At 59.8% G+C, this 25,234-nt stretch carries 25 protein-coding genes and 1 tRNA gene; 15 read left to right on the forward strand and 11 right to left on the reverse strand.

Translation table 11 applies throughout. The annotated features are described in order from the left end of the window. Window positions 1-97 precede the first annotated feature (97 nt). From PSJE_RS16630 to PSJE_RS16650, 5 genes are read right to left on the reverse strand one after another with little or no spacing between them, the layout of a single operon-like run. Window positions 98-1,138 (reverse strand): AbrB family transcriptional regulator, encoded by a 1,041-nt coding sequence (locus PSJE_RS16630; RefSeq protein WP_090453657.1) that lies wholly within the window; start codon window positions 1,136-1,138, stop codon window positions 98-100. After that, window positions 1,131-2,645, reverse strand: coding sequence for a tripartite tricarboxylate transporter permease (locus PSJE_RS16635; RefSeq protein WP_057716033.1), 1,515 nt, complete (start codon window positions 2,643-2,645; stop codon window positions 1,131-1,133). The genes PSJE_RS16630 and PSJE_RS16635 overlap by 8 nt, the downstream gene beginning before the upstream one ends. Window position 2,646: 1 nt before the next feature. Next, window positions 2,647-3,105, reverse strand: a complete 459-nt coding sequence (locus PSJE_RS16640) for a tripartite tricarboxylate transporter TctB family protein (protein WP_090453659.1) — start codon at window positions 3,103-3,105, stop codon at window positions 2,647-2,649. A 58-nt stretch (window positions 3,106-3,163) separates the two neighbouring features. Beyond that, a complete protein-coding gene (locus PSJE_RS16645; RefSeq protein WP_090453661.1) occupies window positions 3,164-4,141 on the reverse strand; it encodes a Bug family tripartite tricarboxylate transporter substrate binding protein in 978 nt (325 codons plus the stop codon). 39 nt (window positions 4,142-4,180) lie between these two features. After that, window positions 4,181-5,470, reverse strand: coding sequence for an OprD family porin (locus PSJE_RS16650; protein WP_057716030.1), 1,290 nt, complete (start codon window positions 5,468-5,470; stop codon window positions 4,181-4,183). Window positions 5,471-5,707: 237 nt separating this feature from the next. Here PSJE_RS16650 and PSJE_RS16655 point away from each other — a divergent pair, with 237 nt between their 5' ends. After that, complete coding sequence (locus tag PSJE_RS16655; protein ID WP_007979804.1) at window positions 5,708-6,379, forward strand: response regulator; 672 nt, start codon at window positions 5,708-5,710, stop codon at window positions 6,377-6,379. Beyond that, on the forward strand, window positions 6,372-7,760 hold the full coding sequence (locus PSJE_RS16660) for a sensor histidine kinase (RefSeq protein ID WP_090453663.1): 1,389 nt from the start codon (window positions 6,372-6,374) through the stop codon (window positions 7,758-7,760). The genes PSJE_RS16655 and PSJE_RS16660 overlap by 8 nt, the downstream gene beginning before the upstream one ends. A 175-nt stretch (window positions 7,761-7,935) precedes the next feature. On the opposite strand, the gene PSJE_RS16665 is transcribed toward PSJE_RS16660, so the two are convergent. Together PSJE_RS16665 and ygfZ are read right to left on the reverse strand one after the other, a co-directional pair. Further along, window positions 7,936-8,757, reverse strand: coding sequence for an HDOD domain-containing protein (locus PSJE_RS16665; RefSeq protein ID WP_090453665.1), 822 nt, complete (start codon window positions 8,755-8,757; stop codon window positions 7,936-7,938). A 34-nt stretch (window positions 8,758-8,791) separates the two neighbouring features. Next, entirely contained in the window at window positions 8,792-9,733 is a 942-nt protein-coding gene (gene ygfZ, locus PSJE_RS16670; protein WP_090453667.1) for a CAF17-like 4Fe-4S cluster assembly/insertion protein YgfZ, read from the reverse strand. Window positions 9,734-9,882: 149 nt separating this feature from the next. Here ygfZ and PSJE_RS16675 point away from each other — a divergent pair, with 149 nt between their 5' ends. Together PSJE_RS16675 and PSJE_RS16680 are read left to right on the forward strand one after the other, a co-directional pair. Beyond that, on the forward strand, window positions 9,883-10,137 hold the full coding sequence (locus PSJE_RS16675; protein ID WP_057716026.1) for an FAD assembly factor SdhE: 255 nt from the start codon (window positions 9,883-9,885) through the stop codon (window positions 10,135-10,137). Beyond that, window positions 10,121-10,573, forward strand: coding sequence for a protein YgfX (locus tag PSJE_RS16680; protein WP_090453669.1), 453 nt, complete (start codon window positions 10,121-10,123; stop codon window positions 10,571-10,573). Before PSJE_RS16675 ends, PSJE_RS16680 begins: the two co-directional genes overlap by 17 nt. Here PSJE_RS16680 and nadB read toward each other — a convergent pair. Beyond that, window positions 10,542-12,158 carry an L-aspartate oxidase gene (gene nadB, locus PSJE_RS16685; protein WP_090453671.1) on the reverse strand — a complete coding sequence of 539 codons (1,617 nt, stop codon included), beginning with the start codon at window positions 12,156-12,158 and terminating at the stop codon, window positions 10,542-10,544. The genes PSJE_RS16680 and nadB overlap by 32 nt on opposite strands. 552 nt (window positions 12,159-12,710) lie before the next feature. On the opposite strand from nadB, the gene rpoE reads away from it, so the two are divergent. The 4 genes from rpoE to PSJE_RS16710 all read left to right on the forward strand — a co-directional run bounded on the left by rpoE (window position 12,711) and on the right by PSJE_RS16710 (window position 16,482). Next, window positions 12,711-13,292, forward strand: a complete 582-nt coding sequence (gene rpoE / locus PSJE_RS16690; RefSeq protein WP_003172477.1) for an RNA polymerase sigma factor RpoE/AlgU — start codon at window positions 12,711-12,713, stop codon at window positions 13,290-13,292. Window positions 13,293-13,323: 31 nt separating this feature from the next. After that, window positions 13,324-13,911, forward strand: coding sequence for a sigma-E factor negative regulatory protein (locus tag PSJE_RS16695; RefSeq protein WP_057716023.1), 588 nt, complete (start codon window positions 13,324-13,326; stop codon window positions 13,909-13,911). An 8-nt stretch (window positions 13,912-13,919) separates the two neighbouring features. Then, the gene (locus tag PSJE_RS16700) at window positions 13,920-14,879 is read left to right on the forward strand and encodes a MucB/RseB C-terminal domain-containing protein (protein WP_090453673.1); all 960 of its coding nucleotides are present in this window, start codon (window positions 13,920-13,922) and stop codon (window positions 14,877-14,879) included. 178 nt (window positions 14,880-15,057) lie between these two features. Then, window positions 15,058-16,482: a DegQ family serine endoprotease gene (locus tag PSJE_RS16710; protein ID WP_090453675.1), complete on the forward strand. Its 1,425-nt coding sequence runs from the start codon at window positions 15,058-15,060 to the stop codon at window positions 16,480-16,482. A 76-nt stretch (window positions 16,483-16,558) separates the two neighbouring features. Here PSJE_RS16710 and PSJE_RS16715 read toward each other — a convergent pair whose 3' ends face one another. Beyond that, complete coding sequence (locus PSJE_RS16715) at window positions 16,559-17,992, reverse strand: M48 family metalloprotease (protein ID WP_057716020.1); 1,434 nt, start codon at window positions 17,990-17,992, stop codon at window positions 16,559-16,561. A 98-nt stretch (window positions 17,993-18,090) separates the two neighbouring features. Between PSJE_RS16715 and PSJE_RS16720 the strand changes: the two genes are divergently transcribed. Together PSJE_RS16720 and PSJE_RS16725 are read left to right on the forward strand one after the other, a co-directional pair. Beyond that, complete coding sequence (locus PSJE_RS16720) at window positions 18,091-18,330, forward strand: sulfurtransferase TusA family protein (protein WP_007979782.1); 240 nt, start codon at window positions 18,091-18,093, stop codon at window positions 18,328-18,330. Window positions 18,331-18,361: 31 nt separating this feature from the next. Beyond that, the gene (locus PSJE_RS16725; protein WP_057716019.1) at window positions 18,362-19,432 is read left to right on the forward strand and encodes an AI-2E family transporter; all 1,071 of its coding nucleotides are present in this window, start codon (window positions 18,362-18,364) and stop codon (window positions 19,430-19,432) included. A 143-nt stretch (window positions 19,433-19,575) separates the two neighbouring features. On the opposite strand, the gene PSJE_RS16730 is transcribed toward PSJE_RS16725, so the two are convergent. After that, entirely contained in the window at window positions 19,576-20,049 is a 474-nt protein-coding gene (locus PSJE_RS16730; RefSeq protein ID WP_090453677.1) for a peroxiredoxin, read from the reverse strand. Window positions 20,050-20,059: 10 nt separating this feature from the next. Beyond that, window positions 20,060-20,620, reverse strand: coding sequence for a glycine cleavage system transcriptional repressor (locus PSJE_RS16735; RefSeq protein WP_007979776.1), 561 nt, complete (start codon window positions 20,618-20,620; stop codon window positions 20,060-20,062). 328 nt (window positions 20,621-20,948) lie between these two features. Between PSJE_RS16735 and dapA the strand changes: the two genes are divergently transcribed. From dapA to PSJE_RS16765, 5 genes are all read left to right on the forward strand, one after another. Further along, a complete protein-coding gene (gene dapA / locus PSJE_RS16745) occupies window positions 20,949-21,827 on the forward strand; it encodes a 4-hydroxy-tetrahydrodipicolinate synthase (protein WP_090453679.1) in 879 nt (292 codons plus the stop codon). Between the two features lie 17 nt (window positions 21,828-21,844). After that, entirely contained in the window at window positions 21,845-22,960 is a 1,116-nt protein-coding gene (gene bamC / locus PSJE_RS16750; protein WP_057716016.1) for an outer membrane protein assembly factor BamC, read from the forward strand. A 4-nt stretch (window positions 22,961-22,964) separates the two neighbouring features. Beyond that, window positions 22,965-23,723, forward strand: a complete 759-nt coding sequence (locus PSJE_RS16755) for an MBL fold metallo-hydrolase (RefSeq protein WP_057716015.1) — start codon at window positions 22,965-22,967, stop codon at window positions 23,721-23,723. 28 nt (window positions 23,724-23,751) lie between these two features. After that, window positions 23,752-24,465, forward strand: a complete 714-nt coding sequence (purC, locus tag PSJE_RS16760) for a phosphoribosylaminoimidazolesuccinocarboxamide synthase (RefSeq protein ID WP_007944067.1) — start codon at window positions 23,752-23,754, stop codon at window positions 24,463-24,465. A gap of 83 nt (window positions 24,466-24,548) precedes the next feature. Continuing rightward, window positions 24,549-24,638, forward strand: a tRNA-Ser gene (locus tag PSJE_RS16765). Window positions 24,639-25,234 lie beyond the last annotated feature (596 nt).

Here is a 25,234-nt window from a genome sequence, read left to right on the forward strand (position 1 = left end):
TGAGCAAGAGGGCCCCATCGCGAGCAAGCTCGCTCCCACAAGGATCACGCGAACCCTGTGGGAGCGAGCTTGCTCGCGATGAAGGCAACTCGGTCTATCAGACTGAATCCGGATCGCGGTTCCAGTACTTGAACAACGGCTCCGCCAGAAACAACACAAACAACAGCCGCATCACCTGCATCGCCGTCACCAGCGGCACCGACAGTTGCAGGGTTTCCGCCGTCAGGCTCATCTCGGCAATCCCGCCGGGCATCATGCCCAAGGTCAGTGAACGCAGATCCAGATGGGTCAGCGCACTCAAACCCAATGCCGCCGCCGTGGCGATCAACATGGTCAGCACCGTGCCGATCAGGGTGCGCCCCATGAACGAGGGGGCACGCCGGAAAAACTGCCGGTTGAAGTGACAGCCCAGACCGCTGCCGATCAACCATTGGCCAATCTGGCTACCGCCGTTGGGCAAGCCGATGTGCAGGTCCCAGCCGATGCTGACGGCCGCACTGACCAGCAACGGCCCGAACAGCCAGGGGTTGGGTTGACGCAGGCGCTCCCAGATCCAGGCCGCCAACGCGCCAGCGGGAAACAACACCGCCAGCCAGCGCCAATCGATGCTGCCAGCGTGGGAAATCGGCGCACCGTCGCCCAACAAATACTTGAAGGCTGCCGGCACGCAGAGCACCACGACCAACACGCGCAAACTCTGCCCCGCCGCCACACGGCTGAGTACCGCACCATTGCGGGCGCCGAGGTTGACCATCTCCCCGGAACCGCCGGGCATGCTGGAAAAGAACGCCGTGGCGCGATCTTCTCCGGTACGGCGCATCAGCCACACGCCGACCACGGCGGATAGGCTGGTGACCAACGCACCAAAGAAAATCAAACCAAAATGACTCAGCACCTGCTCCATCACCACCGGGGTGAAGTGCAGGCCAATGCCGATACCAACGATCCACTGGCCGCACTTGCGTCCGCCAGGGATTTCGGCCAATTGCCAGGGTGTCAGGCAGCGCACGAGGATGATCGCCAGCAACGAGCCGACCATCCACGGCAAAGGCCAGCCGACCTGGCTGGCGAGATAACCGCCAAGCAGGCCGACCAGCGGGGTTCCCCACCAGAGTTTGAAGGGGGACCGATCAGACATCGGCGACAACGCGTTGCGCCACTGAGCGTTTACGCCAGATGCGCACAATCGGCACCAGCAGCATGACCACGATCAACCCCCAGACACCGACGGTGATGCCGCTCGACCAGAGGATGTCCAGCGAACCGTTGGAGATCGACAACGCCCGACGCAGGTTCTGCTCCATCAAGCCGCCAAGGATGAAACCCAGCAGCACCGGCGACAGCGGGAAGTCGAGCTTGCGCAGGATGTAGCCGAAGATGCCGATACCGATCATCAGGAACAGGTCGAAGGTGGTGGCATGCACCGCGTACACGCCGATAGCGGTGATGATCGCAATCATCGGCACCAGCGCCCAGTTCGGCACGGCGAGGATTTTGGTGAAGATGCGGATCATCGGGATATTGAGGATCACCAGCATGATGTTGGCGATAAACAATGACGCAATCAGGCCCCAGACGATGTCCGGTTGCTGTTGGAACAGCAGGGGGCCGGGCGTGATGTTGTACAGCGACAGCGCACCGATCATCACCGCCGTGGTGCCCGAGCCGGGAACACCGAGGGTCAGCATCGGCACCAGTGCGCCGCAGGCTTCGGCACCGATGGCGGTTTCCGGGGCAGCGAGGCCGCGTTTGTCGCCTTGGCCGAATTTGCCGCTTGGGCCGGCAATGCGTTTCTCGGTCATGTAGGCCACGGCACTGGCCAGCGTTGCACCTGCGCCGGGCAGTACGCCCATGATGAAACCGAGTACGCCACAACGCATGTTCACCCAGAACACCGAAGCGGCTTCCTTGAAGTTGAACAACATGCGCCCGGTCGCCTGGAAGGCTTCCTGGCCACGGTGGGTTTTTTCCAGCAGCAACAGGATTTCGCTGATGGAGAACAGGCCCAGCACCAGCACTACGAATTGAATGCCGTCGGTGAGGTGGATGTTATCGCCGGTGAAGCGGTACACACCGCTGTTGGCATCAATGCCGACCGTCGACAGAAACAGCCCGATCAGCGCGGCGATGAAGGTCTTGAGCGGGCGGTCGCCGGCCATGCCGCCGAGACAGACAATCGCAAACACCATCAGCACGAAGTATTCCGCCGGGCCGAAGGCAATCGCCCATTTCGCCAGTATCGGCGCGAACACCACCATCCCGCAGGTGGCGATGAACGCGCCGATGAACGAACTCCAGGCCGACAGCGACAGGGCAACACCGGCCAGGCCTTGACGGGCCATCGGGTAGCCGTCGAGGGTCGTCATCACGGTGGAGGCTTCGCCGGGAATGTTCAGCAGGATCGAACTGATCCGGCCGCCGTATTCGCAACCCAGATACACCGCCGCCAGCAGGATCAATGCCGACTCCGGCGGCAGGCCCAGTGCGAACGCAATCGGGATCAGCAATGCCACGCCGTTGATCGGCCCCAGCCCCGGCAGCAGGCCGACGACGGTGCCGATCAGCGTGCCGCTGAGGGCGGTCACCAGGTTGTAAGGGGTTAGTGCGACGCCGAAGCCGTGACTCAAATAACCAAGCGTATCCATATCAGTTCTCCAGAACGTCGAGCAGGCCCAGAGGCAGTGGCACGTCCATGACTTTGTCGAACAGCAGGTACAGACCGACGCTCATCAGACTGATGATTATCGCGCCCGGCAGCCAGCGTCCGCCGTACAGGCGAGCCATCGGTATGCCAACCAGCATGCTGCTGAGAATGAAGCCCAGCGGTTCGAACAGCCCGGCGAAGACCAGCAGCAACAGTACGCAAACACCAATTTTGGTCAGGGTTTGGCGATCCAGCGGTGGCTCTTCATCGGTGTGCTTGATCGGCGAAGGGCGATACACCATGTACACCAGTGCCAGGCCCATCAGTCCCAGCATCAGCAGGGGGAAGGCTCGCGGGCCGATCGGTTCGTAGGAAAAAGGTGCCTGGTAGGGCCAGGCCATCGCCACCAGGCTGAGGCAGGCCAGCAACAGCACCGAAGCAAAAATGCGTTGTAAGAGCATGGGGAACTCCTGTGCCGCGACTCCGCCAAACGGAGCCGCGGCCGCTAGACAGAGGCGATCACTGGATCAGGCCGAACTCTTTGGCCAGCACTTTGTAGTCCGCAACCTGCTTCTTCACGTAGGTGTCCAGTTCCGGGCCGGTCATGGCGAACGGGAACAGTTCACGCTGGTCGCGCAGCTTGGCGAACTCGGGGGAGGCCAGCAGCTTGTCGAAGGAATCCTTCCACCAGGCATAGTCTTCATCGCTGACTTTTGGCCCGAGGTAGAAGCCGCGAACCACCGGCCAGACGATGTCGTAGCCTTGCTCGCGGGCTGTCGGAATGTCCTTCATTTCCGGCTCGTCCAGGCGCTTGTCGGAGAACACCGCCAGCAGGCGCATGTCGCCACTCTGGATGTGCGGCATGGAGTCGGAGATGTCGGTGCTGCCGACCTGGATGTGGCCGCCGAGCAGGGCGGTAGCAATCTCGCCGCCACCTTCGAGGGCAACGTAACGCAGGTCACGGGGGTTGATCCCGGCGGCCTTGGCGATCAGCGCGGTTTGCATCCAGTCCTGGCTGCCGACGGTGCCGCCGGAGCCGATCACCACTTTGCTCGGATCTTTCTTCAGTGCCTGGACCAGATCGTCGAGGGTCTTGTAGGGCGAATCGCTTTTCACCGCGATGGCGCCATAGCTGGTGCCAACGGCGGCCAGCCAGCGCACGTGGCTTTCATCGAAACGACCGAACTTGCCCTGGGCCAGGTTCAGCAGCGAACCACTGGACCAAGCCACCAGGGTGCCGGCATCGGCCGGACGTTGGGCGACCACTGCGTTGTAGGCCACTGCGCCAACGCCGCCGGGCATGTAGGTCACGCGCATCGGTTTGGTCAGCAGTTTTTCGTTGATCAGCGCGCTTTGCGCCAGTTTGCAGGTCAGGTCGAAACCACCGCCGGGCGAGGCCGGTGCGATGCATTCCGGGCGTTTGGGTTCGGCAAGCGCATGGCCGGTAAACAGCAGTACGCTGGCCGCGAGGGCAATTTTACGCATTGACAGGTTCATTCAAGTCTCCTTGGGAGTTGTTGTTATGGACGCACTGAATTACCAAAGGGCAACGCTATAGCTCACCAGCAGACGCACTTCATCGGCATCGCGAGCAGAGTAGTTGGAGCGGTAGGTGGCATTGCGCAGGCGCACGGCGACATCCTTGAGCGCGCCGCTTTGTACAACATATTTAATCTCGGAGTTGCGTTCCCACTCTTTGCCTTCGTCACCGTTCTTGAGCTTGATGTTGTCACCGCTCACGTAACGGCTCATGAAGGTCAGACCGGGGACGCCGAGGGTGACGAAGTCGAAGTCATAACGGGCTTGCCAGGAGCGTTCTTCGGCGCCGGCAAAGTCGTTGATCTGCACGAAGTTCACCAGGTACGGGTCGGCGCCATCCACATACGGGAATGCACTGTCGCCGGACATGTGCTGGTAGCCCGCGCTGAACTTGTGGCCGCTCAAGGCGTAACTCACCAGGCCGTTGAGGGACTTGTTGTCGATCTTGCCGCCACGGGCCTCGCCCTGGTCATCACTGATGGCAAACCGCAGGTCGGTGGCAAAGGTGCCGGGGCCGAATGGCTGCGAAGCGATCAAGCCGAGGAAATGCTGGTTGTAGACTTCATCGAGTTGCGCGAAGTGGTAGCTGCCGGTGATCTTGTCGGTGAGCTTGTAGTCCAGGCCGCCAAAATCAAAGTGCTTGCCGGCCACGGTGCCAGCGAAACGGCCGTTCTTGTTGTTGAGGGCTATGTCCTCGAAATCGGTGCTGTCGCGGTCCTTGGCTTTATCCAGACGCCCGCCGGTGAAGGTCAGGTTCTTGAGCTCTTTGGAGGTCAGCATGCCGCCCTCGAAGGTCTGCGGCAGGATGCGCCCGTCATTGGGCTTGAGGATCGGCAGTTCCGGGATCAGGGTGCCGATTTTCAGCTCGCTGGCGGAGATTTTCATTTTGCCGGTCAGGCCGAGCTTGGAGTATTCGTCGACGGCGCGCCCATCGTCGGTCGGCAGCAGGCCGGTACCGGTACGGTCCGGGCTCGAATCGAGCTTGACCCCCATCATGCCCAGCGCATCGACACCGAACCCCACGGTGCCGTCGGTGTAGCCTGATTTCAGATTGAGCATGAACCCCTGGGCCCACTCGTCACGCTTGGACTGTTGGGCGCTGGTGCCGTCGCGAAAGTCGCGATTGAAGTACATGTTGCGGGTTTCGAAAGTGGCCGAGCTGTCTTCGAAGAATGCGGCCTGGCTCAACGGCGAAAAGCCGGCAAGGGCGGCAGCGCTGGCAAGCGCAGTGTGGCTGAAACGGGAGAGGCGGGCAGGCGCGATAGCCTGGGTCTGCAAGGACTGCATGGATGACTTACTCCGTTTATTGTTCTTATTTGTCGAAAACGCTTCGAGGCGTTTTTCGTATCGCTGTGTGGCTGCAGCGACGGCAGTCGAAACTGTCCGTGGCTGGACTGTAACGGGCTAACCTTTCGCTAACCTTTCAGCTGACTTTCACGGTTTTCGGGCTTCACAGCGGCGGTTGCGGCTGTAAACTTCGCGCCAGAGAATGGCGTCGACCATCCCGGAATGAGGTAAAGATCCATGCGTGTTCTGCTCGTCGAAGACCATTTGCAGCTCGCCGAAAGTGTCGCCCAGGCGCTCAAGAGCACCGGGCTGACCGTGGACGTTCTGCACGATGGCGTGGCAGCCGACCTGGCGCTGGGCAGCGAGGAATACGCCATGGCGATCCTCGATGTCGGCTTGCCGCGCATGGATGGTTTCGAAGTGCTGGCGCGTTTGCGGGCCCGGGGCAAGAACCTGCCGGTGTTGATGCTGACCGCCCGCAGCGACGTCAAGGATCGGGTCCACGGCCTGAACCTCGGCGCCGACGACTACCTGGCCAAGCCGTTCGAACTGACCGAACTCGAAGCCCGGGTCAAAGCCTTGTTGCGCCGCAGCGTGCTGGGCGGTGAGCGCATTCAGCGTTGCGGTGTGCTGGCCTACGACCTGGAAACCCGGCGTTTCACCCTCGGGGAAGAATTGCTGACCCTGACCTCCCGCGAACAGGCCGTGCTCGAAGCCCTGATCGCGCGCCCCGGTCGGGTGATGAGCAAGGAGCAACTGGCGTCGCAAGTGTTCGGTCTCGACGAAGAGGCCAGCCCCGATGCGATCGAAATCTACGTGCACCGCCTGCGCAAGAAACTCGACGGCCAGCCGGTCGCCATCGTGACTTTCCGCGGCCTCGGTTACTTGCTGGAAAGCCGCGATGCATAAGCCCAGCAGCCTGCGCTGGCGGTTGCTGTGGAACCTGGCGCTGTTGCTGGTTGTGTTGATGCTGGCCAGTGGTTTGAGCGCCTACTGGAACGGTCGTGAAGCCGCTGACACGGCCTATGACCGGACCCTGCTGGCGTCGGCGCGAACCATCGCTGCCGGCGTCTCTCAGCGCGACGGCACCCTGAGTGCCGACGTGCCCTATGTGGCCCTCGATACCTTTGCCTACGACAGTGCCGGGCGAATTTTCTACCTGGTCAACGACATCAATCAGAAGCTGATTTCCGGTTACGAAAACCTGCCCGCGCCACCGCCGGGAACGCCGCGCACCGATGACTATCCGGCGCTCGCACGTTTCTACAACGCCCAGTACCGCGGGCAGAACGTGCGCGTGGTGAGCCTGCTCAAGCCCGTGAGCGAGCCGAACATGAATGGCATGGCGGAAATTCGCGTGGCGGAAACCGATGAGGCGCGCGTCAGCATGGCCCGCAGTCTGGCGGCGGATACTTTGCTGCGCCTGGGCATGCTGGCAATCGGTGCGTTGATGCTGGTGTGGTTCGCGGTGAGTGCTGCGTTGCGCCCGCTGGAGCGCTTGCGCACGGCGGTGGAAGAGCGCCAGCCGGACGATCTGCGCCCCTTGCCTTTGGTGGAAGTGCAGCGCGAATTGTGGCCGCTGGTGCGCGCACTCAATCACTTTACCGAGCGCTTGCGTGGTCAGTTCGAGAAACAGGCGCAATTCATCGCCGATGCCGCCCACGAACTGCGCACGCCGCTGGCGGCACTCAAGGCGCGCCTGGAACTGGGCCTGCGCTCGGCCGAGCCCGATATCTGGCGCAGCACGCTGGAGACCGCCGCCCAGGGCACTGATCGATTGACTCATCTGGCCAATCAGTTGCTTTCCCTGGCGCGGGTCGAAAATGGTGCCCGGGCGATTGCCGAGGGCGGCGCGCAGTTACTCGACCTGAGTCAGTTGGCACGGGAGCTGGGCATGGCCATGGCGCCGTTGGCCCACAAGCGTGGTATCGCGCTGGCGCTGGAGGCGGATGAGCCGGTCTGGCTGCGGGGCGAGCCGACGTTATTGAACGAGCTGCTGAGCAATCTGGTGGATAACGCACTGGCCCACACGCCGCCGGGTGGCAACGTGATTCTGCGGGTCTCGGCGCCCGCCGTGCTGGAAGTCGAAGATGATGGCCCCGGCATACCTCTTGAAGAACGCGATCGGGTATTCGAGCGCTTTTATCGCCGCAATCAGCAAGTGGCCGGTTCCGGATTGGGGTTGGCGATTGTCGGTGAGATCTGCCGCGCGCATCTGGCCCAGATCAGCCTGCACGATGGCGAGCGGGCAGGGTTGAAGGTGCGGGTGAGTTTTATCTCCGGGGAGTAACACAACATCTGTGGCGAGGGGGCTTGTCGGAATGCCGTACCACCCCGTTCGGCTGCGCAGCAGTCGTAAATCCTGACTATGCGGTGTGCCTGGCTTACACGGTCGCAGGTTTTGGGGCCGCTTCGCAGCCCAACGGGGTGGTGCGGCATTCCGACAAGCCCCCTCGCCACAATGATCAGTAAAACATCGTGCGCGTTTCTTCCAGGTCGGCGCACATCGCCTTGTCGTCAAAATCGATTCCAAGTGCCTTGTAGGCCGGTACGTTCAACGCATCGGTACTGGCGAGCGGGTGATCGGTGTTCTGCAGGCAATACAGGCTGGCCACCTGTACCAGATCCACATAGTCGACCTGCGCAGACTGGCGCTTGAAGTTCAGGTATAGCCGCGGCACTTGCACCAGCATGTCGGGAAACTCCCAGACCCTGAGCAGTTTTTCACCGATTAGCGGATGAATCCGGTCGATCACATGGTTGAGGCTGACCGGGTCGGACAGCAGCTCGTAGTGATCTTCGGCGTAGGTCAGGATCGGCAGCACGCCGATCTGGTGCACCAGACCGCCAAGGGCCGCCTGATCGGGCTTTAGTCGGGTGCAACTGCGGCACAAGGCGTAGCTGACGCCGGCGATTTCCAGGCTTTTACGCCAGACATCGCGCATCTTCTGTTCCACCACGTCGGAGCGGGCATGGAAAATCTGCTCCATGACCAGGCCGATCGCCAGGTTACAGCTGTAGTTGATGCCCAGGCGGGTGATCGCGGTATGCAGATCGGTCACTTCCTGGGTCGCGCGCAACAGTGGGCTGTTGACCACTTTGATCAGGCGTGCCGACAGCGCGGTATCACGGCCGATCACTTTGCTCAGGGTACTGACGCTGACTTCCGGGTTTTCCGCGGCCTTGCGAATCTGCAGGGCCACTTCCGGTAACGTTGGCAGAACCAGGTCATCGTTATTGATGCTCTCAACCAAATCCTGTTGGACCTTTTCCGCCAGCTTGCTCATTTAGTCTCTCTAGGTGTCGCGCCAAGTGCTGCCGTTATTGCTGGATTTCGCGGTCGCGGTCCAGTTCATAAGGCAGGTCGAGCAGCTGCAAGGACGGCCCTTCGAGCGCGCCCAGGTGGATGTCTCCACTTTCTGCTGCTTCGGCTTGCAACACAGCCAGGAGTTCAATGTTCTGTCGGGCGCGGGCCGCCAGCACCACTTCGCCGATGGCGCTGCCGTGGGTCGGGGAAAACAGCGGGGTACCCGGTTCAGGCAGTTCGCCGGCAGCCAGTTGCAGGCGATACAGGCGGCGCTTGAGTTTGCCCAGGTACTGCATCCGCGCGACGATTTCCTGCCCGGTGTAGCAACCTTTCTTGAAACTCACGCCACCGACCGCTTGCAGGTTGAGCATCTGGGGGATGAACAGCTCGCGGGTACCGGGCATGACCTGGCCGATCCCGGCGCGGACCTGGCCCAGCAGCCATTGATTCAGATCGCCTTCGCTCAGCACAGCCGAAAGCTTGCCTTTGACTGCATCGGCTTGACCGGCGGCAACCCACAGTTCGGCACGTTCAGGCGAGACGCGGATGGCGATCAGTCCATCGTTGCGCACGACGCTGTCGGTTTCTGCCGGCAGGTCCAGGCCGAGGCTGACCAGCGCGGCGTCGCCATGGTCGATGCCGAAGCGGACCCAGGCGGCACTTTCGTCGGTCAGTTTCGACTTGGAAAATACTGCGTATTTTTTCAGGTCCGCCAGTTGCGGTTCGAGCAATTCGGTGGCCATGGCCAGGACCACGCCGTCACCTTCGAGCAGGATGCGGAAACTCGATTGCATCCGGCCTTTTTGCGTGCAGCGGGCACCAAGGCTGGCCCGGGAATCGCTCAGGTAGTTGAGGTTGCAGGTCAGTTGGCCTTGCAGGAATTTGCTGGCGTCCGCGCCGCGGACCGCGAGAACACCTTCATGAGAAAGGGTGCAGAAAAAAGCAGAATCGGCCATGGGTCATCGCAGGGTAAAAAGTCTGATGGACATCATAAGGGGCCGCCTTCGAAATGGGTAGTTAACAAAGGCTCGACGGTGGCCGACCAAAGCCGACTGTTCGACGGGGCGCGGGCCTGTATACTTGCGGCCTATTTGAGGAGCGCTCCATGGTCGAAGATGTTGAACTGAACCGCCTCTACTGGCACAGCCGCCGCGGCATGCTTGAGCTTGATGTGCTGCTGGTGCCGTTTGTGAAAGAGGTTTATCGGCACCTCAACGAGGTTGATCGCGCCTGCTATGTCAGGTTGCTCGAATGCGAAGATCAGGACATGTTCGGCTGGTTCATGGAACGCAGCGAATCGGAAGATCCTGAGCTGCAACGCATGGTTCGCATGATCCTGGATCGTGTCCAGCCCAAGTAATGGGTTCGAATGCCGCTGGCATGCCTCACGGCAGTTGCTGGCGGCCTATCTTCTGGCCCAGCTGTTCGCGTTGGGTTCGTTGTTTTTACTGTCGATTCCGGTCTGGGCCAGCTTGCTCGGCGTCATGCTGTGCGTGGTTCACGGGGCCTGGCTGTTGCCCCGGCAAATCCTGCTGACCCACCCGCAGGCCTTTTGCGGCTTGCGGCGCGATGCTGATGGCTGGCAGTTGTGGAGTCGTGCCAAGGGCTGGCAGCCCGTGCAACTAAGGCCGGACAGTCTGGCGCTGCCGTTGGTGGTGGTACTGCGTTTTCGATTACGGGGCGAGCGCCGGGTCAGGGCCATTTGCGTACCCCGGGATGCGCAGGCGGCGGATGTGCACCGACGCCTGCGGGTGCGGCTCAAATTCAGCCGACGTAGGTGGGCGGTACCAGAATAGTGTCCAGCGCGACCGGCAACATGTCCGGGTAGTCGAGGGTGTAATGCAGGCCACGGCTTTCCTTGCGTTCCATGGCTGACAGAATCATCAGCTCGGCAACCTGGGCCAGGTTGCGCAGCTCGATCAAGTCTCGGCTGACCTTGTAGTTGCTGTAGAACTCGTCGATTTCATCCAGCAACAGCTGCACGCGATGTTGCGCCCGTTGCAGACGCTTGTTGGTGCGCACGATGCCAACGTAGTCCCACATGAATCGCCGCAGTTCATCCCAGTTGTGCGCAATGATCACGTCTTCATCGGAATCGGTGACCTGGCTCGCATCCCAGGCGGGAAGGGGCGTTGGCATCGGAACCCGGGGCAACTGTTCGAGAATGTCCGCGGCCGCCGAGCGGGCATAGACGAAACATTCCAGCAGCGAGTTGCTGGCCATGCGGTTGGCGCCGTGCAGGCCGGTGAAACTGGTTTCGCCGATGGCATACAGCCCCGGCACATCGGTGCGACCCTGTTGATCGACCATCACGCCGCCGCAGGTGTAGTGCGCCGCCGGGACCACCGGGATCGGTTGTTTGGTGATGTCGATGGAAAATTCCAGGCAGCGTTCGTACACCGTCGGGAAGTGCGTCTTGATGAAGGCTTCGGGTTTGTGGCTGATGTCCAGATAGACGCAGTCGACGCCCAGGCGCTTCATTTCATGGTCGATGGCCCGGGCGACGATGTCTCGTGGGGCCAATTCGGCCCGTGGATCGAAGCGCTGCATGAAGCGCTCGCCGTTGGGCAGCTTCAGGTGGGCACCTTCGCCTCGCAGGGCTTCGGTGACCAGGAAGCTCTTGGCTTGCGGGTGATACAGGCAAGTAGGGTGGAACTGGTTGAATTCCAGGTTCGCCACCCGGCAGCCCGAGCGCCAGGCCATGGCGATGCCATCGCCGCAGGCGCCGTCAGGGTTACTGGTGTAGAGGTAAACCTTGGCCGCACCACCGGAGGCGAGGATCACAAAGCGGGCGCCGTAGGTATCGACTTCGCCGGTGCCGCGATTGAGCACATAGGCGCCGAGGCAGCGATCACCTTCGAGTCCCAGGCGTTTCTCGGTAATCAGGTCAACCGCAACCCGCTGCTCCAGCAGTTCGATGTTCGGTCGTTTCCGGGCCTGGTCGAGCAGGGTGGTGAAAATGGCAGCGCCGGTGGCATCGGCTGCGTGGATGATGCGCCGATGGCTGTGACCGCCCTCGCGGGTGAGGTGGAACTCGAACCCGCCATCTTCGTTACTCGACTGTTCATCGCGGGTAAAGGGCACGCCCTGGTCGATCAGCCATTGAATCGCTTCCCGGCTGTGCTCGACGGTAAAGCGCACGGCGTCCTCATGACACAGGCCGCCGCCGGCATTGAGGGTGTCATCGACATGGGACTCAACGGTATCGGTGTCATCGAGAACGGCCGCAACGCCGCCCTGGGCCCAGAAAGTCGAGCCATTGGCGAGGTTGCCCTTGCTCAGAACGGCAATGCGCAAATGACCGGGCAAGGTCAGCGCAAGGCTCAAGCCGGCAGCACCGCTGCCAATTACCAGAACATCGTGTTGAAACTGTTGGCTCATTTCAGGATTCCGCTCAAAGCGACCCGGGTCGGGGGTGGCGCAGCTGGACTTTCGAGTCAATGCAGCCGCACTGCCCACTAGTATATAGAGGGGGGGAGCGGCACAATACCCGAGCTAGCATGGCATTGTGAAACTACCGTGACGCAAAACATCGGTCGCTTCGTCGGATGTTTTTCTGCCCGTTGGGCGCGAGAATGACTGTATCGCCGATTTAACAGTCTTTTTCCCTTCACGGTTGCACAATGTCGGGTTGGTACGGCTATAAATAATTGGAACTTTTGCCAAAGGGCCAAGATCAATAGACGGTTGCCTGAAACAAGGGACAGTGTCGGCTTCAGTGCCGGATTGCAGTTCGATCCTTGCTGAAGAATCTGATGACAAGATTATCCGCGCAGCCGGGTCAACTCGTGCTGCGCTTTTCGTGCGTGCCAAATCAGAGCCCGCAGGAAACTTGCCTGGAGGGGGAGAACTTTTGCGAAAAGCCCGAGTCTATGTTTGCAAGTCTGGTGGTTTACTTCTGCAAGCCTCCTCCGAGCTCATCGAGGAGTGTTCATGCTAACCCAGGAAGAGGATCAGCAACTGGTCGAACGCGTTCAGCGCGGCGACAAGCGTGCTTTCGATCTGCTAGTGCTGAAATACCAGCACAAAATTCTCGGGTTGATCGTGCGTTTCGTGCACGACACCCATGAAGCCCAGGATGTGGCACAAGAAGCCTTTATCAAGGCATACCGTGCACTTGGAAATTTTCGCGGAGACAGCGCGTTTTATACGTGGCTTTACCGCATCGCCATCAACACGGCGAAAAACTATCTGGTTTCACGCGGCCGTCGGCCGCCGGATAGCGATGTCAGTTCCGAAGATGCAGAGTTCTACGATGGCGATCATGGCCTCAAGGATCTCGAGTCGCCAGAGCGGGCTTTGCTGCGGGATGAGATCGAAGGCACCGTCCATCGAACCATTCAGCAACTGCCGGAAGATTTGCGTACGGCTTTAACTTTACGTGAGTTTGATGGTCTGAGTTACGAGGACATTGCGAGTGTCATGCAATGTCCGGTAGGCACCGTGCGCTCCCGGATTTTCCGCGCCCGGGAGGCCATCGACAAAGCCCTGCAGCCGTTGTTGCAGGAAAACTAAAGACAGCGGCGACAGCCAAGAGAGGAACGCCATGAGTCGTGAAGCCCTGCAGGAATCGCTGTCCGCAGTGATGGATAACGAAGCGGACGAATTGGAATTGCGTCGGGTATTGAATGCCTGTGACGATGTTGAAACCCGTGAAACCTGGGCTCGTTATCAGATCGCTCGGGCAGTGATGCACAAGGATCTGCTGCTTCCACGCCTGGACATCGCCGCGGCTGTTTCTGCTGCCCTGGCTGACGAAGCCGTACCGGCAAAAGCTTCCCGTGGTCCATGGCGCAGTCTGGGTCGTCTGGCGGTCGCTGCCTCGGTGACCCTGGCGGTGCTGGCCGGCGTGCGTCTGTACAACCAGGATGAGATCGCCGGTGTCGAACTGGCCCAGCAATCCGCTCAACCCGGACTGGCTGCTCCACAAGTAAAAGGCCCAGCCGTTTTGGCAGGCTACAATGAGAGTTCGGATGCTACTGGCCCAATGGCCAACGGCGTACTGCAAGGTCAGCCAGGCTGGCACGATCAGCGTCTGCCAGGTTACTTGCGCCAACACGCACAACAGGCTGCATTGAAAGGCACTGAGAGCGCTCTGCCTTACGCTCGTGCCGCAAGTCTGGAAAACCGTTAAGGAGGATCATGCGCGCCATACCTCTACTTTCGCTTCTGCTCAGCGGCTGGTTCATCGTTCCAGCCCAAGCCGGTGAAGCCCAGGACTGGTTGACCCGCCTGGGCCAGGCAGAGCAACAGCAAAGCTTTCAGGGTACTTTCGTCTACGAGCGTAACGGTAGTTTTTCTACCCATAACATCTGGCACCGCGTCCAGGATGGAAAGGTCCGCGAGCGTTTGATCCAGCTCGACGGTTCCGCTCAGGAAGTCGTTCGCATTGATGGGCAAACCCAATGCGTCAGCGGCACACTGATAGCAGGGCTTGGGGACTCCCCGAACTCCGCCGCCCGTGCACTCGATCCTCAAAAGCTCAAGAATTGGTATGAACTGGCCGTCATCGGCAAGTCGCGTGTCGCCGGGCGTTCGGCGGTGATCGTATCGCTGACACCCCGTGATCAGCACCGCTATGGTTTTGAACTGCATCTGGACAAGGAAACCGGCCTGCCTCTGAAGTCCTTGCTACTGGACGACAAGGGGCGGTTGTTGGAGCGCTTCCAGTTCACGCAAATGGATACCGCTGACGTCCCTTCAGAACAAGACCTGCAGGCCAGTAATGATTGCAAGCCGGTCAATCTCGAAAGTGACAAGGCCTCTGCCGTCAAGGCTGCCCAGGTCTGGCGTTCCGACTGGTTGCCGCCCGGCTTCGAGCTGACCAGCAGCACCGCTCGCAAGGATCCGCAGACCAAGACCCAGGTCAATAGCCTGATGTATGACGATGGCCTGACGCGTTTTTCGGTATTCCTCGAGCCGTTGAATGGCGCAACAGTCACCGACACCCGTACTCAGTTGGGGCCGACCGTTGCGGTTTCCCGGCGCCTGGCCACGGCACAGGGCGACATGATGGTGACTGTCGTTGGCGAGATACCGGTCGGTACTGCTGAACGGATAGCGCTTTCAATGCGCACCGACGCCGCTGCAACCAAGCAGTGAGCTGAATTTGAAATGTTTCGTGAGCATTTCAGTTTGCAAAAATCCCGTAAATTTTTTATAGGTCAGAGCCCCTCGGCTCTGGCCTTGTTTGTTGTTCCCGGAACAAAAATACCGGCGTATTGTTCCCGGTGTTCCTTGCTCCATATCGCTTAACCATGCTCGTTGTAACGGGAGCCGTATGTCGATACCACGCTTGAAGTCCTACCTTTCCATTATTGCCACCGTGCTGGTGCTCGGTCAGGCCGTCACCGCCCAAGCGGTCGAATTGCCTGATTTTACACAACTGGTCGAACAGGCTTCGCCTGCGGTCGTGAACATCAGTACCACGCAAAAGCTGCCGGATCGCAAAGTCAACCAGCAAATGCCCGACCTCGAAGGCTTGCCACCGATGCTGCGCGAATTCTTCGAACGGGGCATGCCGCCACAATCGCGCTCACCTCGTGACCGTCAGCGCGAGGCAACCTCCCTGGGTTCGGGTTTCATCATCTCTTCCGATGGCTATATCCTGACCAATAATCACGTGATCGCCGATGCTGACGAAATCCTCGTCCGCCTGGCCGATCGCAGCGAAATGAAAGCCAAGCTGATCGGTACCGATCCACGTTCCGACGTGGCGCTGCTGAAAATCGAAGGCAAGGATCTGCCAGTGCTCAAGCTCGGTAAATCCCAGGACCTGAAAGCTGGCCAATGGGTTGTCGCGATCGGTTCGCCATTCGGCTTTGACCACACGGTGACCCAAGGCATCGTCAGCGCCGTCGGTCGCAGCCTGCCGAACGAAAACTATGTGCCGTTCATCCAGACCGACGTGCCGATCAACCCGGGTAACTCCGGTGGTCCGCTGTTCAACCTCAACGGTGAGGTGGTCGGGATCAACTCGCAGATCTATACCCGCTCCGGTGGCTTCATGGGCGTGTCGTTTGCAATCCCGATCGACGTGGCCATGGATGTTTCCAATCAGCTGAAATCCGGTGGCAAGGTCAGCCGTGGCTGGCTGGGCGTCGTGATTCAGGAAGTGAGCAAGGACCTGGCCGAGTCGTTCGGCCTGGAGAAGCCGGCCGGTGCGCTGGTTGCCCAAATCCAGGACGATGGTCCGGCTGCCAAGGGCGGCCTGCAAGTTGGCGACGTGATCCTGAGCATGAACGGTCAGCCAATCGTCATGTCGGCCGACCTGCCGCATCTGGTTGGCGCGTTGAAGGCTGGCAACAAGGCCGATCTGGAAGTGATTCGTGACGGCAAGCGCAAGAATGTCGAGTTGACGGTCGGCGCGATTCCGGAAGAAGGCAAGGAACTGGATGCGCTGCCAAAATCCAGCATTGAGCGCAGCAGTAATCGCCTGGGTGTTTCCGTGGTCGAGCTGACTGACGAGCAGAAGAAAACCTACGACCTCAAGGGTGGTGTGCTGATCAAGGAAGTACAGGACGGCCCTGCTGCCATGATCGGCTTGCAGCCGGGTGATGTGATCACCCATCTGAACAACCAGGCCATCGGTTCCACCAAGGAGTTCGCGGACATCGCCAAGGCGCTGCCAAAGAACCGTTCGGTGTCGATGCGGGTACTGCGTCAGGGGCGTGCGAGCTTCATCACCTTCAAGCTGGCTGAATAACCCGGTTGTTGGTTGCATAAAAAACCGCCTCGAAAGAGGCGGTTTTTTTGTGTCCGGACCTTTTGTCGCCGGGGCGTCAGCCCATCATGTCCTTGATCATGCGCTCTTGTTCCATCAGCTCGCGTTGCCGCGCGTCGATCCGCGAAGACAGCGGGAAGTTGCTGCCAGCCCTGCGTTTGGCGAAGTCCAGTTGCTGAATGGCCTGTTTGTAGTCACCGACCAGCGCAAAGTATTCGGCGCGAGCCTGATGCAGGCCGATGATATTGCCCGACAGGCCGCGCGTCTCGGCAACCTGATACCACACGTCCGGGTCATCCGGGCGGGACTTGAGCAGGCTTTCGAGGGCTTTCTCCGCATCCGCAGTACGGTTTTGCTTGAGCAGCAGGTCGACGCGAATCTGGTTCAGCGGGTAGTTGCCAGAGTATTGGCCCATCAACCGGTCAACCCGGGACTGGGCATCCGCCAGGCGATTATTGGTGATATCCAGATCGACCTGAGCCAGGTTGTAGATGATTTCGTTGGGTGACTTGGCCAGCAACTGCTTGAGGTTTTCCCGTGCTTCGTTCAGTTGGCCGCCCTTGATCTGGGCGATCGCCAGGCCGTAGCGTGCCACGTCGTTTTTCGGGTTCTCGTCGAGTTGGGCGCGGAAGCGCTTGGCGCCAAGCCCCGGGGTTTCTTCATAGATCAGCTGTACGCGTGCGCGGATCAGTTGGTAGCGCATGCTGTCTTCGATACCGCCCTTTGGAAACTGTTCGGCGCGGTTGCGGGTGTCGGCGATACGCGATTCGGTGACCGGGTGGGTCAGCAGAAATTCCGGTGGCTTGGCATCGTAGCGGTACTGACGCCCCAGCCGTTCGAACATGGTTGGCATCGAGCGGGGATCGTAACCGGCCTTTTCCAGATTGAGGATGCCGATACGGTCGGCTTCTTGCTCGTTCTGGCGGGAGAATCGCCGCTGTTCCTGAATGGCTGCGGCCTGTGTGCCGGCAATGGCCGCGATCCCGGCGTCACCGCCACCGGCGGCTGCCAGCACGATACCCGCCAGCAATGCAGCCATCATGGGTACTTGCATGCGTTGCTGCGCTTCGACGCCCCGGGCAAAGTGGCGCTGCGACAAGTGAGCCAATTCGTGCGCCAGTACCGAAGCGTATTCGCCCTCGGTCTGGGCGTTGAGGAACAAACCTCCGTTCACCCCGACGATCCCGCCCGGCGCTGCAAAGGCGTTGAGCTGCGGGCTGTTGATCAGGATGAATTCCAGGCGTCGGTCAGTGACCTGGCTGGTCTCGACCAGTCGGTAAACGCTGGATTCCACGTAATTCTTGAGCTGAGGATCGTTGAGCTGCGAAACCTGACTGCGCAACATTGCCAGCCAGGCGCGGCCGAGCTGGTATTCCTGTTGCGGCGAGACAATGGCAGAACTGGCGTCGCCGAGTGACGGCAGGTCGTCGGCAAAGCCCGGTGAGGCGAGCAGGCAAGCGAGCGTCAGCAGGGTGGGGCGCAAAAAAGTCATGCACAAAGCCTTAGTCGACAAAGACCTTACTGTAGCCGGACACCGGCGTTGCGACCAGATATTCTAGGCAACACAACCACCTGACCCGGAGTGATGCAATGACCGACGCTGTAGAGCATGACGTTGAACTGGACGCCAGCGGCCTGAATTGCCCGTTGCCGTTGCTCAAGGCCAAGATGGAGCTCAACCGGCTGGCCAGTGGCGCGGTGCTCAAGGTCATCGCCACCGATGCGGGTTCGCAACGCGACTTTCGCACCTTTGCCCGATTGGCCGGTCATACCCTGCTTCGTGAAGAAGATGAGGCGGGTGTTTACCGCTACTGGTTGAAAAAAGCCTGAATTCGGCTGCGTTTACTCCTAAGGATTATTGATGTTCAAAGTGTTGCGCGACTGGATTCAGCGCTATTTCTCCGATGAAGAAGCGGTGGTGCTGGCTGTCCTGCTGTTTCTGGCGTTCACCGCCGTGCTGACCCTGGGCGGTATGCTGGCGCCGGTGCTCGCCGGGATGGTGCTGGCGTACCTGATGCAGGGGCTGGTGGTGACCCTCGAGCGCCTGCGGGTGCCGGGCGGGGTCGCGGTGGGGCTGGTCTTTGCGTTGTTCATGGGGCTGTTGCTGGTGTTTATCGTGGTTGTCGTGCCATTGCTCTGGCATCAACTGATCACCCTGTTCAACGAGTTGCCCGGCATGCTCGCCAAGTGGCAGTCGCTGTTGCTGCTGCTGCCCGAACGCTATCCGCATCTGGTGTCCGATGAGCAGGTACTGCAGGCCATCGAAGCGGCACGGGGCGAAATCGGCAAGTTTGGTCAGTGGGCACTGACGTTCTCGCTGTCGAGCCTGCCATTGCTGGTGAACATCATGATCTACCTGGTGCTGGTGCCGATCCTGGTGTTCTTCTTCCTCAAGGATCGGGCCATGATCGGCCAGTGGGTGCGCGGTTACCTGCCCCGTGAGCGGGCATTGATCACCCGGGTCGCCCATGAAATGAACCGGCAGATCGCCAATTACATTCGCGGCAAGGTCATCGAAATCTTCATTTGCGGTGGCGTGACCTACATCGCCTTTGTTGTCCTTGAACTCAATTACGCGGCGCTGCTGGCACTGCTGGTGGGGATTTCGGTGGTGGTGCCTTATGTCGGCGCCGTGGTGGTGACCGTGCCCGTGTTTCTGATTGCGCTGTTCCAGTGGGGCTGGAGCGATCAGTTCATATACTTGATGGCGGTCTACGGGATCATTCAGACGCTGGATGGCAACGTGCTGGTGCCATTGTTGTTCTCGGAGGCGGTCAACCTGCACCCGGTGGCAATCATCTGCGCAGTGCTGTTGTTTGGCGGGTTGTGGGGGTTCTGGGGGGTGTTCTTCGCGATTCCCCTGGCGACGCTGTTCAAGGCCGTGCTGGATGCCTGGCCGCGCAAGGAGCCGGAGGTGGCGCCGCTGCTTTAAGGGGCAGGTTTGATTGTTCAGTGGGGCTGATGGCCCCTTCGCGAGCAAGCTCGCTCCCACAGTTGACCGAGTTGTTCAGAAAAACACCGTCTAATGTGGGAGCGGGCTTGCTCGCGAAAGCGCCTTCACAGGCGTCGATAGAATCAGGCCTTGTTCAGTGCCTGAGCAGCCGCCAGAACCGCATCAACATGCCCTGGCACCTTCACGCCGCGCCATTCCTGACGCAGTACGCTATCCTTGTCGATCAGGAACGTGCTGCGATCCACGCCCATGTATTCCTTGCCGTAGAGCTTTTTCAGCTTGATCACGTCGAACAGTTGACAGATGGCTTCGTCCTTGTCGCTGATCAGCTCAAAGGGGAATTCCTGTTTGCACTTGAAGTTCTCGTGGGATTTGAGGCTGTCGCGAGACACGCCGAACACTTCGGTATTGGCGGCCTTGAACGCAGCGTATTGATCACGAAAGCCCTGCCCCTCGGTCGTGCAGCCCGGGGTGCTGTCCTTGGGGTAGAAGTAGATCACTACCTGCTTGCCTTTCAGGCCGGCGAGGCTGACGGTTTGCCCGCTGGTGGCGGGGGCTTCGAAATCGGCAACCGGTTGGTCGATGGCAACGGCCATGAAAGCTTCCTTACATTGGGTTCTGTGGGCGCCAGGGTTCGATCAGGGCATCGAGGTTCAGCGCGTCGGCAAAATCCAGGAACTGATCGCGCAGCCAGCTGATTTGCACGCCGGCCGGCAAGGTCACGGTAAACGTGGCGTTGAGCATGGTGCCGCCGGTCTGCGGAGCCTGATAAGTGTCGCAGGTGAGGTTTTCCAGCTCGACATTGTGGTCCATGAAGAACTGGCACAGCTCGTTGATGATGTCCGAGCGGTAGGCCGAGCTGACATAAGCGACGTACGGCAGGGCCTGAGGGCGGTTTTCCAGGGCCGCGCTGCGCACCACGTTGACCGTGAACGCATGCCGCTTGGCCAATACTGGCAGGCTGCCTTCCAGGCGTGCCAGGGCATCCCAGCTACCGGAGATTTCCAGCACCAGGGCACTGCATTCGCCATGGCGGGTCAGGCGAGAGGTGACAACGGCGCAGCGGTTTTCATGGCTGGCGCGGCACAGGACGTTGGTCAGCTCCATGGGGTTGGCGCCGAGGGCACTGATAACAAGGAATTGTTCGCGAACTGTGGGGGTGGACATGCAGCATTCCTAAAGCGATGAGCGGTCGGTACGTCCAGAGGGCGTTTTGCCGGGAGCGAGCCTGCGGATGCGAATTCAGTAAACCCCAAGCGGCAGGTCGCGACGTGCTCCGGCAGGGCGGGAGCGAGAGGCGGCAACGCTGGATCAGGGCTTGTGATGCCGTAAATGGAGGCTGAAACCCGACGCGCGAGCTTGTCTGTACCGATCAAAGTCTGAAGGGTAGCGAAAACCGGCGCCAAGGGGAATGGCGGCAGCACAGTACTTCGCTTGTGCAAGCATCTTGGCGCCAGTACCATTACGGCTCTCTTTTTCCGGCAGGAGCGGTTTCATGATTGCGGGCAGTATGGTGGCACTGGTCACACCCATGGATGCACAGGGGCGTCTTGACTGGGACAGCCTCAGCAAACTCGTGGACTTCCACCTTGAAAACGGCACCCATGCCATTGTCGCCGTCGGCACCACCGGCGAGTCGGCAACGCTTGATGTAGACGAACACATTGCCGTCATCAAGGCCGTGGTCAAGCAGGTCAACGGTCGCATTCCGGTCATTGCCGGTACCGGCGCCAACTCGACCCGCGAAGCCGTCGAATTGACCCGTAATGCCAAGGAAGCCGGCGCCGATGCCTGCCTGCTGGTAGTGCCGTACTACAACAAGCCGACCCAGGAAGGCCTGTACCTGCACTTCAAGCACATCGCCGAATCGGTCGACATCCCGCAGATTCTCTATAACGTTCCCGGCCGCACCTCCTGCGACATGCAGGCCGAAACCGTGATCCGCCTGTCCACCGTGCCGAACATCATCGGTATCAAGGAAGCGACCGGCGACCTCAAGCGCGCCAAGGCCATCCTCGACGGCGTAAGCAAGGACTTCATCGTCCTTTCCGGCGATGATCCGACCGCGGTCGAGCTGATCCTGATGGGCGGCAAGGGCAACATTTCCGTTACCGCCAACGTCGCGCCGCGTGAAATGGCCGATCTGTGCGAGGCCGCCCTCAAGGGGGATGCCGAGACTGCACGGGCAATCAACGAAAAACTGATGCCGCTGCACAAGGACCTGTTCATCGAAGCCAACCCGATTCCGGTGAAGTGGGCTTTGGTTGAAATGGGCCTGATGCACGAAGGCATTCGCCTGCCGTTGACCTGGCTGAGCGCACCTTGTCACGAAACGCTGCGCACGGCCCTGCGCCAGTGCGGCGTCCTGGTTTAATTGAGGAAGTACAACGCATGAAGCGAATGGCCGGACTTTCCGCACTTGCCTTGATTATCTCCAGCACCAGTGGCTGTGGATGGATCTGGGGCCCGGAAGGTTATTTCCGTGACCGTGGTAGCGATTACCTGGAAGCGCAACAGACTGCACCGATGCAAATGCCACCGGATGTCCGTACCGCCAAGCGTCTGGATCCGCTGTTGCCGATCCCGCGCAACGTGGCCGATGACACCGCCAAGGGCGAATACATCGTTCCTCGGCCGCAGCCGCTGACCGCGGGTGCTGACGCCGGTGCCTACTCCCTGCAGAAGAGCGGCGGCTCCAGCTCCATCCTGGCGCAGAATCCGCCGGCTGAAGTCTGGCCCGTGGCCGTTCAGTTCTTCCAGGACAACGGTTTCCGTCTGGATGAACAGCGTCCGCAAACCGGTGAATTCACCACGACCTGGCAGCATTCCGATGAACTGTCTGCGGCCATGGCCAAGCGCCTGAGCGCGGCCGGCGTCAGCACGGACAGCGAAACCCGCGTGCGGGTGCGCATCGAGCCGGGCGTGCAGCGCAATACCAGTGAAGTCTATGTGGTCAGCGCCGAGCGTCCCGCCGGCAGCACCGCCGACGTGGCCTTCACCAACCGTTCGGTCAACACTGGCCTGGACGCTGCACTGGTCGACGACATGCTCGCGAGCATGAGCCGTATCTCCGAGAAGGGCGGTTCGGTTTCCATGCTGGCTTCGCGTGATTTCGACGCGCCAAGTCGTGTCAGCCTGAGTGAAGACGGCAGCGGTAACCCTGTGCTGAACGTCGGTACCGACCTGGATCGTGCCTGGTCGAGCGTCGGTCGTGCGCTGGAACAAGGCGAATGGCGTGTTGAAGACATCAACCGCAGCCTGGGCCTGTACTACATCAACCTGGCCGAAAAAGCCGAGAGCAAAGACGACAAGCCAGGCTTCTTCAGCAGCCTGTTCGGCAGCGCGCCGAGCAAGGAAGAGCTTGAGGCCCGCGCCGAGCGTTATCAGGTTCGCCTGAGCAAGGTTGGCGAGAACGTCCAGGTCACCGTAGAGAAAAACATCAACACCGTGGCGCCGGCCGATGTGGCGCGTAAAGTGTTGAGCAAGATTCAGGACAACCTGGGCTGATCCTATGCGTTTTGCCGTTCTCGGCAGCGGTAGTCAAGGGAACGGCACGCTGATAGCCAGCGCTGATACGTACGTATTGGTGGATTGTGGTTTTTCCCTGCGGGAAACCGAAAAACGCCTGCTGCGCCTGGGTGTGAACCCTGCGCAGCTGAGCGCGATACTCGTGACCCACGAACATGCCGACCACGTGCATGGCGTGGGTTTGCTGTCTCGGCGCTACAATCTGCCTGTCTACCTCAGTCGCGGGACCTTGCGCGGGATGCGCAAACCTATTGAGCCCGCAGGCTTTCTGGCCGGCGGCGATCAACTGCAAATCGGCGACTTGAGCATCGGTGTCATTGCCGTGGCCCACGATGCACAAGAACCGACGCAATATGTTTTCAGTGACGGTTTACGGCGCTTCGGCCTGTTGACCGACCTGGGCTCGTATTGTGACAAGGTGCTGGACGGCTATCGAGACCTCGATGCGTTGATGATCGAGTCCAATCACTGTCGTGACATGCTGGCTCGCGGTCATTACCCGTACTTTCTCAAGCAGCGGGTAGGCGGTGAACTGGGGCATTTGAATAACCACCAGGCGGCATTCCTGGTGGCCGAGCTGGGCTGGAAAGACCTGCAACACCTGGTCCTGGCCCATCTGAGCAGCAAGAACAACCTGCCGCGGCTGGCCCGGCAATGTTTTGTCGACACCCTTGGGTGCGACCCGGACTGGCTGCAATTGGCCGATCAAGATTCAGGGCTCGACTGGCGACATATCGCCTAGCCCATCTACTTAGCAAGCGGAGCCCATCATGGAAAAACGTGAAGAACTCTACCGCGGCAAAGCCAAGTCGGTTTACAAGACCGACGACGCTAACCGCTTGATCCTGCTGTTTCGTAACGACACCTCGGCGTTCGACGGCAAGCGCATCGAGCAGCTCGACCGCAAAGGCATGGTGAACAACAAGTTCAACGCCTTCATCATGCAGAAGCTCGAAGCGGCCGGCGTGCCGACCCAATTCGACAAATTGCTGGGCGACAACGAATGCCTGGTGAAGAAGCTCGACATGATCCCGGTCGAATGCGTCGTGCGTAACTACGCCGCCGGCAGCCTGGTCAAGCGTCTGGGTGTCGAAGAGGGCATGAAGCTCAACCCTTACACCTTCGAACTGTTCCTGAAGGACGACGCCAAGGGCGACCCGTTCATCAACGAATCCCACGTCGTGGCCTTTGGTTGGGGCACCGCCGAGCAACTGGTGCGCATGAAAGAGCTGTCGCTCAAGGTCAACGAAGTCCTGAGCAAACTGTTCGACGACGCCGGCCTGCTGCTGGTCGACTTCAAACTGGAGTTCGGCGTGTTCCACGATGGCTCCATCGTGCTGGGCGACGAATTCAGCCCGGACGGCTGCCGTCTGTGGGACAAGGCCACCGGCAAGAAAATGGACAAGGACCGCTTCCGTCAGGGCCTCGGTGACGTCATCGAAGCCTATGAAGAAGTCGCCAATCGCCTGGGCGTACCGCTTTAACCGACGCAAGCATCTGATAGCACAGAAATATTTCGCTTAGGGGGTTCGCTTCCTGCGAAAGTGTTGTTATGATGCGCGCCGTTGGAGAGATGCCAGAGTGGCCGAATGGGACGGATTCGAAATCCGTTGTACCTTCACCGGTACCTAGGGTTCGAATCCCTATCTCTCCGCCATTATTGAACAAGACGAAGCCCCTGAAGTGGTTAAACATTTCAGGGGCTTTTTCGTTTCTGTCGTATTGGTCGGGGAGGGCATTTCGTGTCCCGGCATTTTTGATGTGATGCTCGTCATGCTCTTGGGATCCCCTGGGTATCCATTTGCCGTAGGGCTTTCTCACCATTGTTGTATCTATATGTCCAGGTGATGTGGTTTGGGTTCGTTGCTACCCCAGTGCTTTATATAGATGCTGGAGGTTCTCATGGTGGCGGCCCGGGTGCTTTGGCAAGGAAGAAGAATTTTCAGGTGGGGGGGTTGACCTCGGATTTTAATGCTGTACTATTCGCCTCCCGCTAACGAGCAGTTTGATGTGGCTCTTGGTTTAAGTAGTTGATTTTGTTGAAAAATCAGAAACTTTTAAGGTTGCAAATTGAAAAGATGCGCTGTAAGATGCGCACCTCGGTTGAGACGAAAGATCTTAACCAGCCGCTCTTTAACAACTGAATCAAGCAATTCGTGTGGGTGCTTGTGGAGTCAGACTGCTAGTCAGCAGATTATCAGCATCACAAGTTACTCCGCGAGAAATCAAAGATGTAACCAACGATTGCTGAGC

The sequence above is a fragment of the Pseudomonas jessenii genome, assembly GCF_002236115.1.
GTDB classification, from domain to species: Bacteria; Pseudomonadota; Gammaproteobacteria; order Pseudomonadales; family Pseudomonadaceae; genus Aquipseudomonas; species Aquipseudomonas jessenii.

What these genes read in the sequence shown, in the direction of transcription:
- PSJE_RS16755 (WP_057716015.1), top strand. Translation starts at nt 22,965, where the DNA reads ATGCGTTTTGCCGTTCTCGGCAGCGGTAGTCAAGGGAACGGCACGCTG.
- PSJE_RS16715 (WP_057716020.1), bottom strand. Translation starts at nt 17,992, where the DNA reads ATGACTTTTTTGCGCCCCACCCTGCTGACGCTCGCTTGCCTGCTCGCC.
- PSJE_RS16665 (WP_090453665.1), bottom strand. Translation starts at nt 8,757, where the DNA reads ATGAGCAAGCTGGCGGAAAAGGTCCAACAGGATTTGGTTGAGAGCATC.
- PSJE_RS16735 (WP_007979776.1), bottom strand. Translation starts at nt 20,620, where the DNA reads ATGTCCACCCCCACAGTTCGCGAACAATTCCTTGTTATCAGTGCCCTC.
- PSJE_RS16720 (WP_007979782.1), top strand. Translation starts at nt 18,091, where the DNA reads ATGACCGACGCTGTAGAGCATGACGTTGAACTGGACGCCAGCGGCCTG.
- purC (WP_007944067.1), top strand. Translation starts at nt 23,752, where the DNA reads ATGGAAAAACGTGAAGAACTCTACCGCGGCAAAGCCAAGTCGGTTTAC.
- PSJE_RS16725 (WP_057716019.1), top strand. Translation starts at nt 18,362, where the DNA reads ATGTTCAAAGTGTTGCGCGACTGGATTCAGCGCTATTTCTCCGATGAA.
- PSJE_RS16635 (WP_057716033.1), bottom strand. Translation starts at nt 2,645, where the DNA reads ATGGATACGCTTGGTTATTTGAGTCACGGCTTCGGCGTCGCACTAACC.
- PSJE_RS16640 (WP_090453659.1), bottom strand. Translation starts at nt 3,105, where the DNA reads ATGCTCTTACAACGCATTTTTGCTTCGGTGCTGTTGCTGGCCTGCCTC.
- PSJE_RS16695 (WP_057716023.1), top strand. Translation starts at nt 13,324, where the DNA reads ATGAGTCGTGAAGCCCTGCAGGAATCGCTGTCCGCAGTGATGGATAAC.
- PSJE_RS16630 (WP_090453657.1), bottom strand. Translation starts at nt 1,138, where the DNA reads ATGTCTGATCGGTCCCCCTTCAAACTCTGGTGGGGAACCCCGCTGGTC.
- PSJE_RS16675 (WP_057716026.1), top strand. Translation starts at nt 9,883, where the DNA reads ATGGTCGAAGATGTTGAACTGAACCGCCTCTACTGGCACAGCCGCCGC.
- PSJE_RS16645 (WP_090453661.1), bottom strand. Translation starts at nt 4,141, where the DNA reads ATGAACCTGTCAATGCGTAAAATTGCCCTCGCGGCCAGCGTACTGCTG.
- PSJE_RS16660 (WP_090453663.1), top strand. Translation starts at nt 6,372, where the DNA reads ATGCATAAGCCCAGCAGCCTGCGCTGGCGGTTGCTGTGGAACCTGGCG.
- PSJE_RS16650 (WP_057716030.1), bottom strand. Translation starts at nt 5,470, where the DNA reads ATGCAGTCCTTGCAGACCCAGGCTATCGCGCCTGCCCGCCTCTCCCGT.
- dapA (WP_090453679.1), top strand. Translation starts at nt 20,949, where the DNA reads ATGATTGCGGGCAGTATGGTGGCACTGGTCACACCCATGGATGCACAG.
- rpoE (WP_003172477.1), top strand. Translation starts at nt 12,711, where the DNA reads ATGCTAACCCAGGAAGAGGATCAGCAACTGGTCGAACGCGTTCAGCGC.
- bamC (WP_057716016.1), top strand. Translation starts at nt 21,845, where the DNA reads ATGAAGCGAATGGCCGGACTTTCCGCACTTGCCTTGATTATCTCCAGC.
- PSJE_RS16710 (WP_090453675.1), top strand. Translation starts at nt 15,058, where the DNA reads ATGTCGATACCACGCTTGAAGTCCTACCTTTCCATTATTGCCACCGTG.
- PSJE_RS16700 (WP_090453673.1), top strand. Translation starts at nt 13,920, where the DNA reads ATGCGCGCCATACCTCTACTTTCGCTTCTGCTCAGCGGCTGGTTCATC.
- PSJE_RS16730 (WP_090453677.1), bottom strand. Translation starts at nt 20,049, where the DNA reads ATGGCCGTTGCCATCGACCAACCGGTTGCCGATTTCGAAGCCCCCGCC.
- PSJE_RS16655 (WP_007979804.1), top strand. Translation starts at nt 5,708, where the DNA reads ATGCGTGTTCTGCTCGTCGAAGACCATTTGCAGCTCGCCGAAAGTGTC.
- nadB (WP_090453671.1), bottom strand. Translation starts at nt 12,158, where the DNA reads ATGAGCCAACAGTTTCAACACGATGTTCTGGTAATTGGCAGCGGTGCT.
- ygfZ (WP_090453667.1), bottom strand. Translation starts at nt 9,733, where the DNA reads ATGGCCGATTCTGCTTTTTTCTGCACCCTTTCTCATGAAGGTGTTCTC.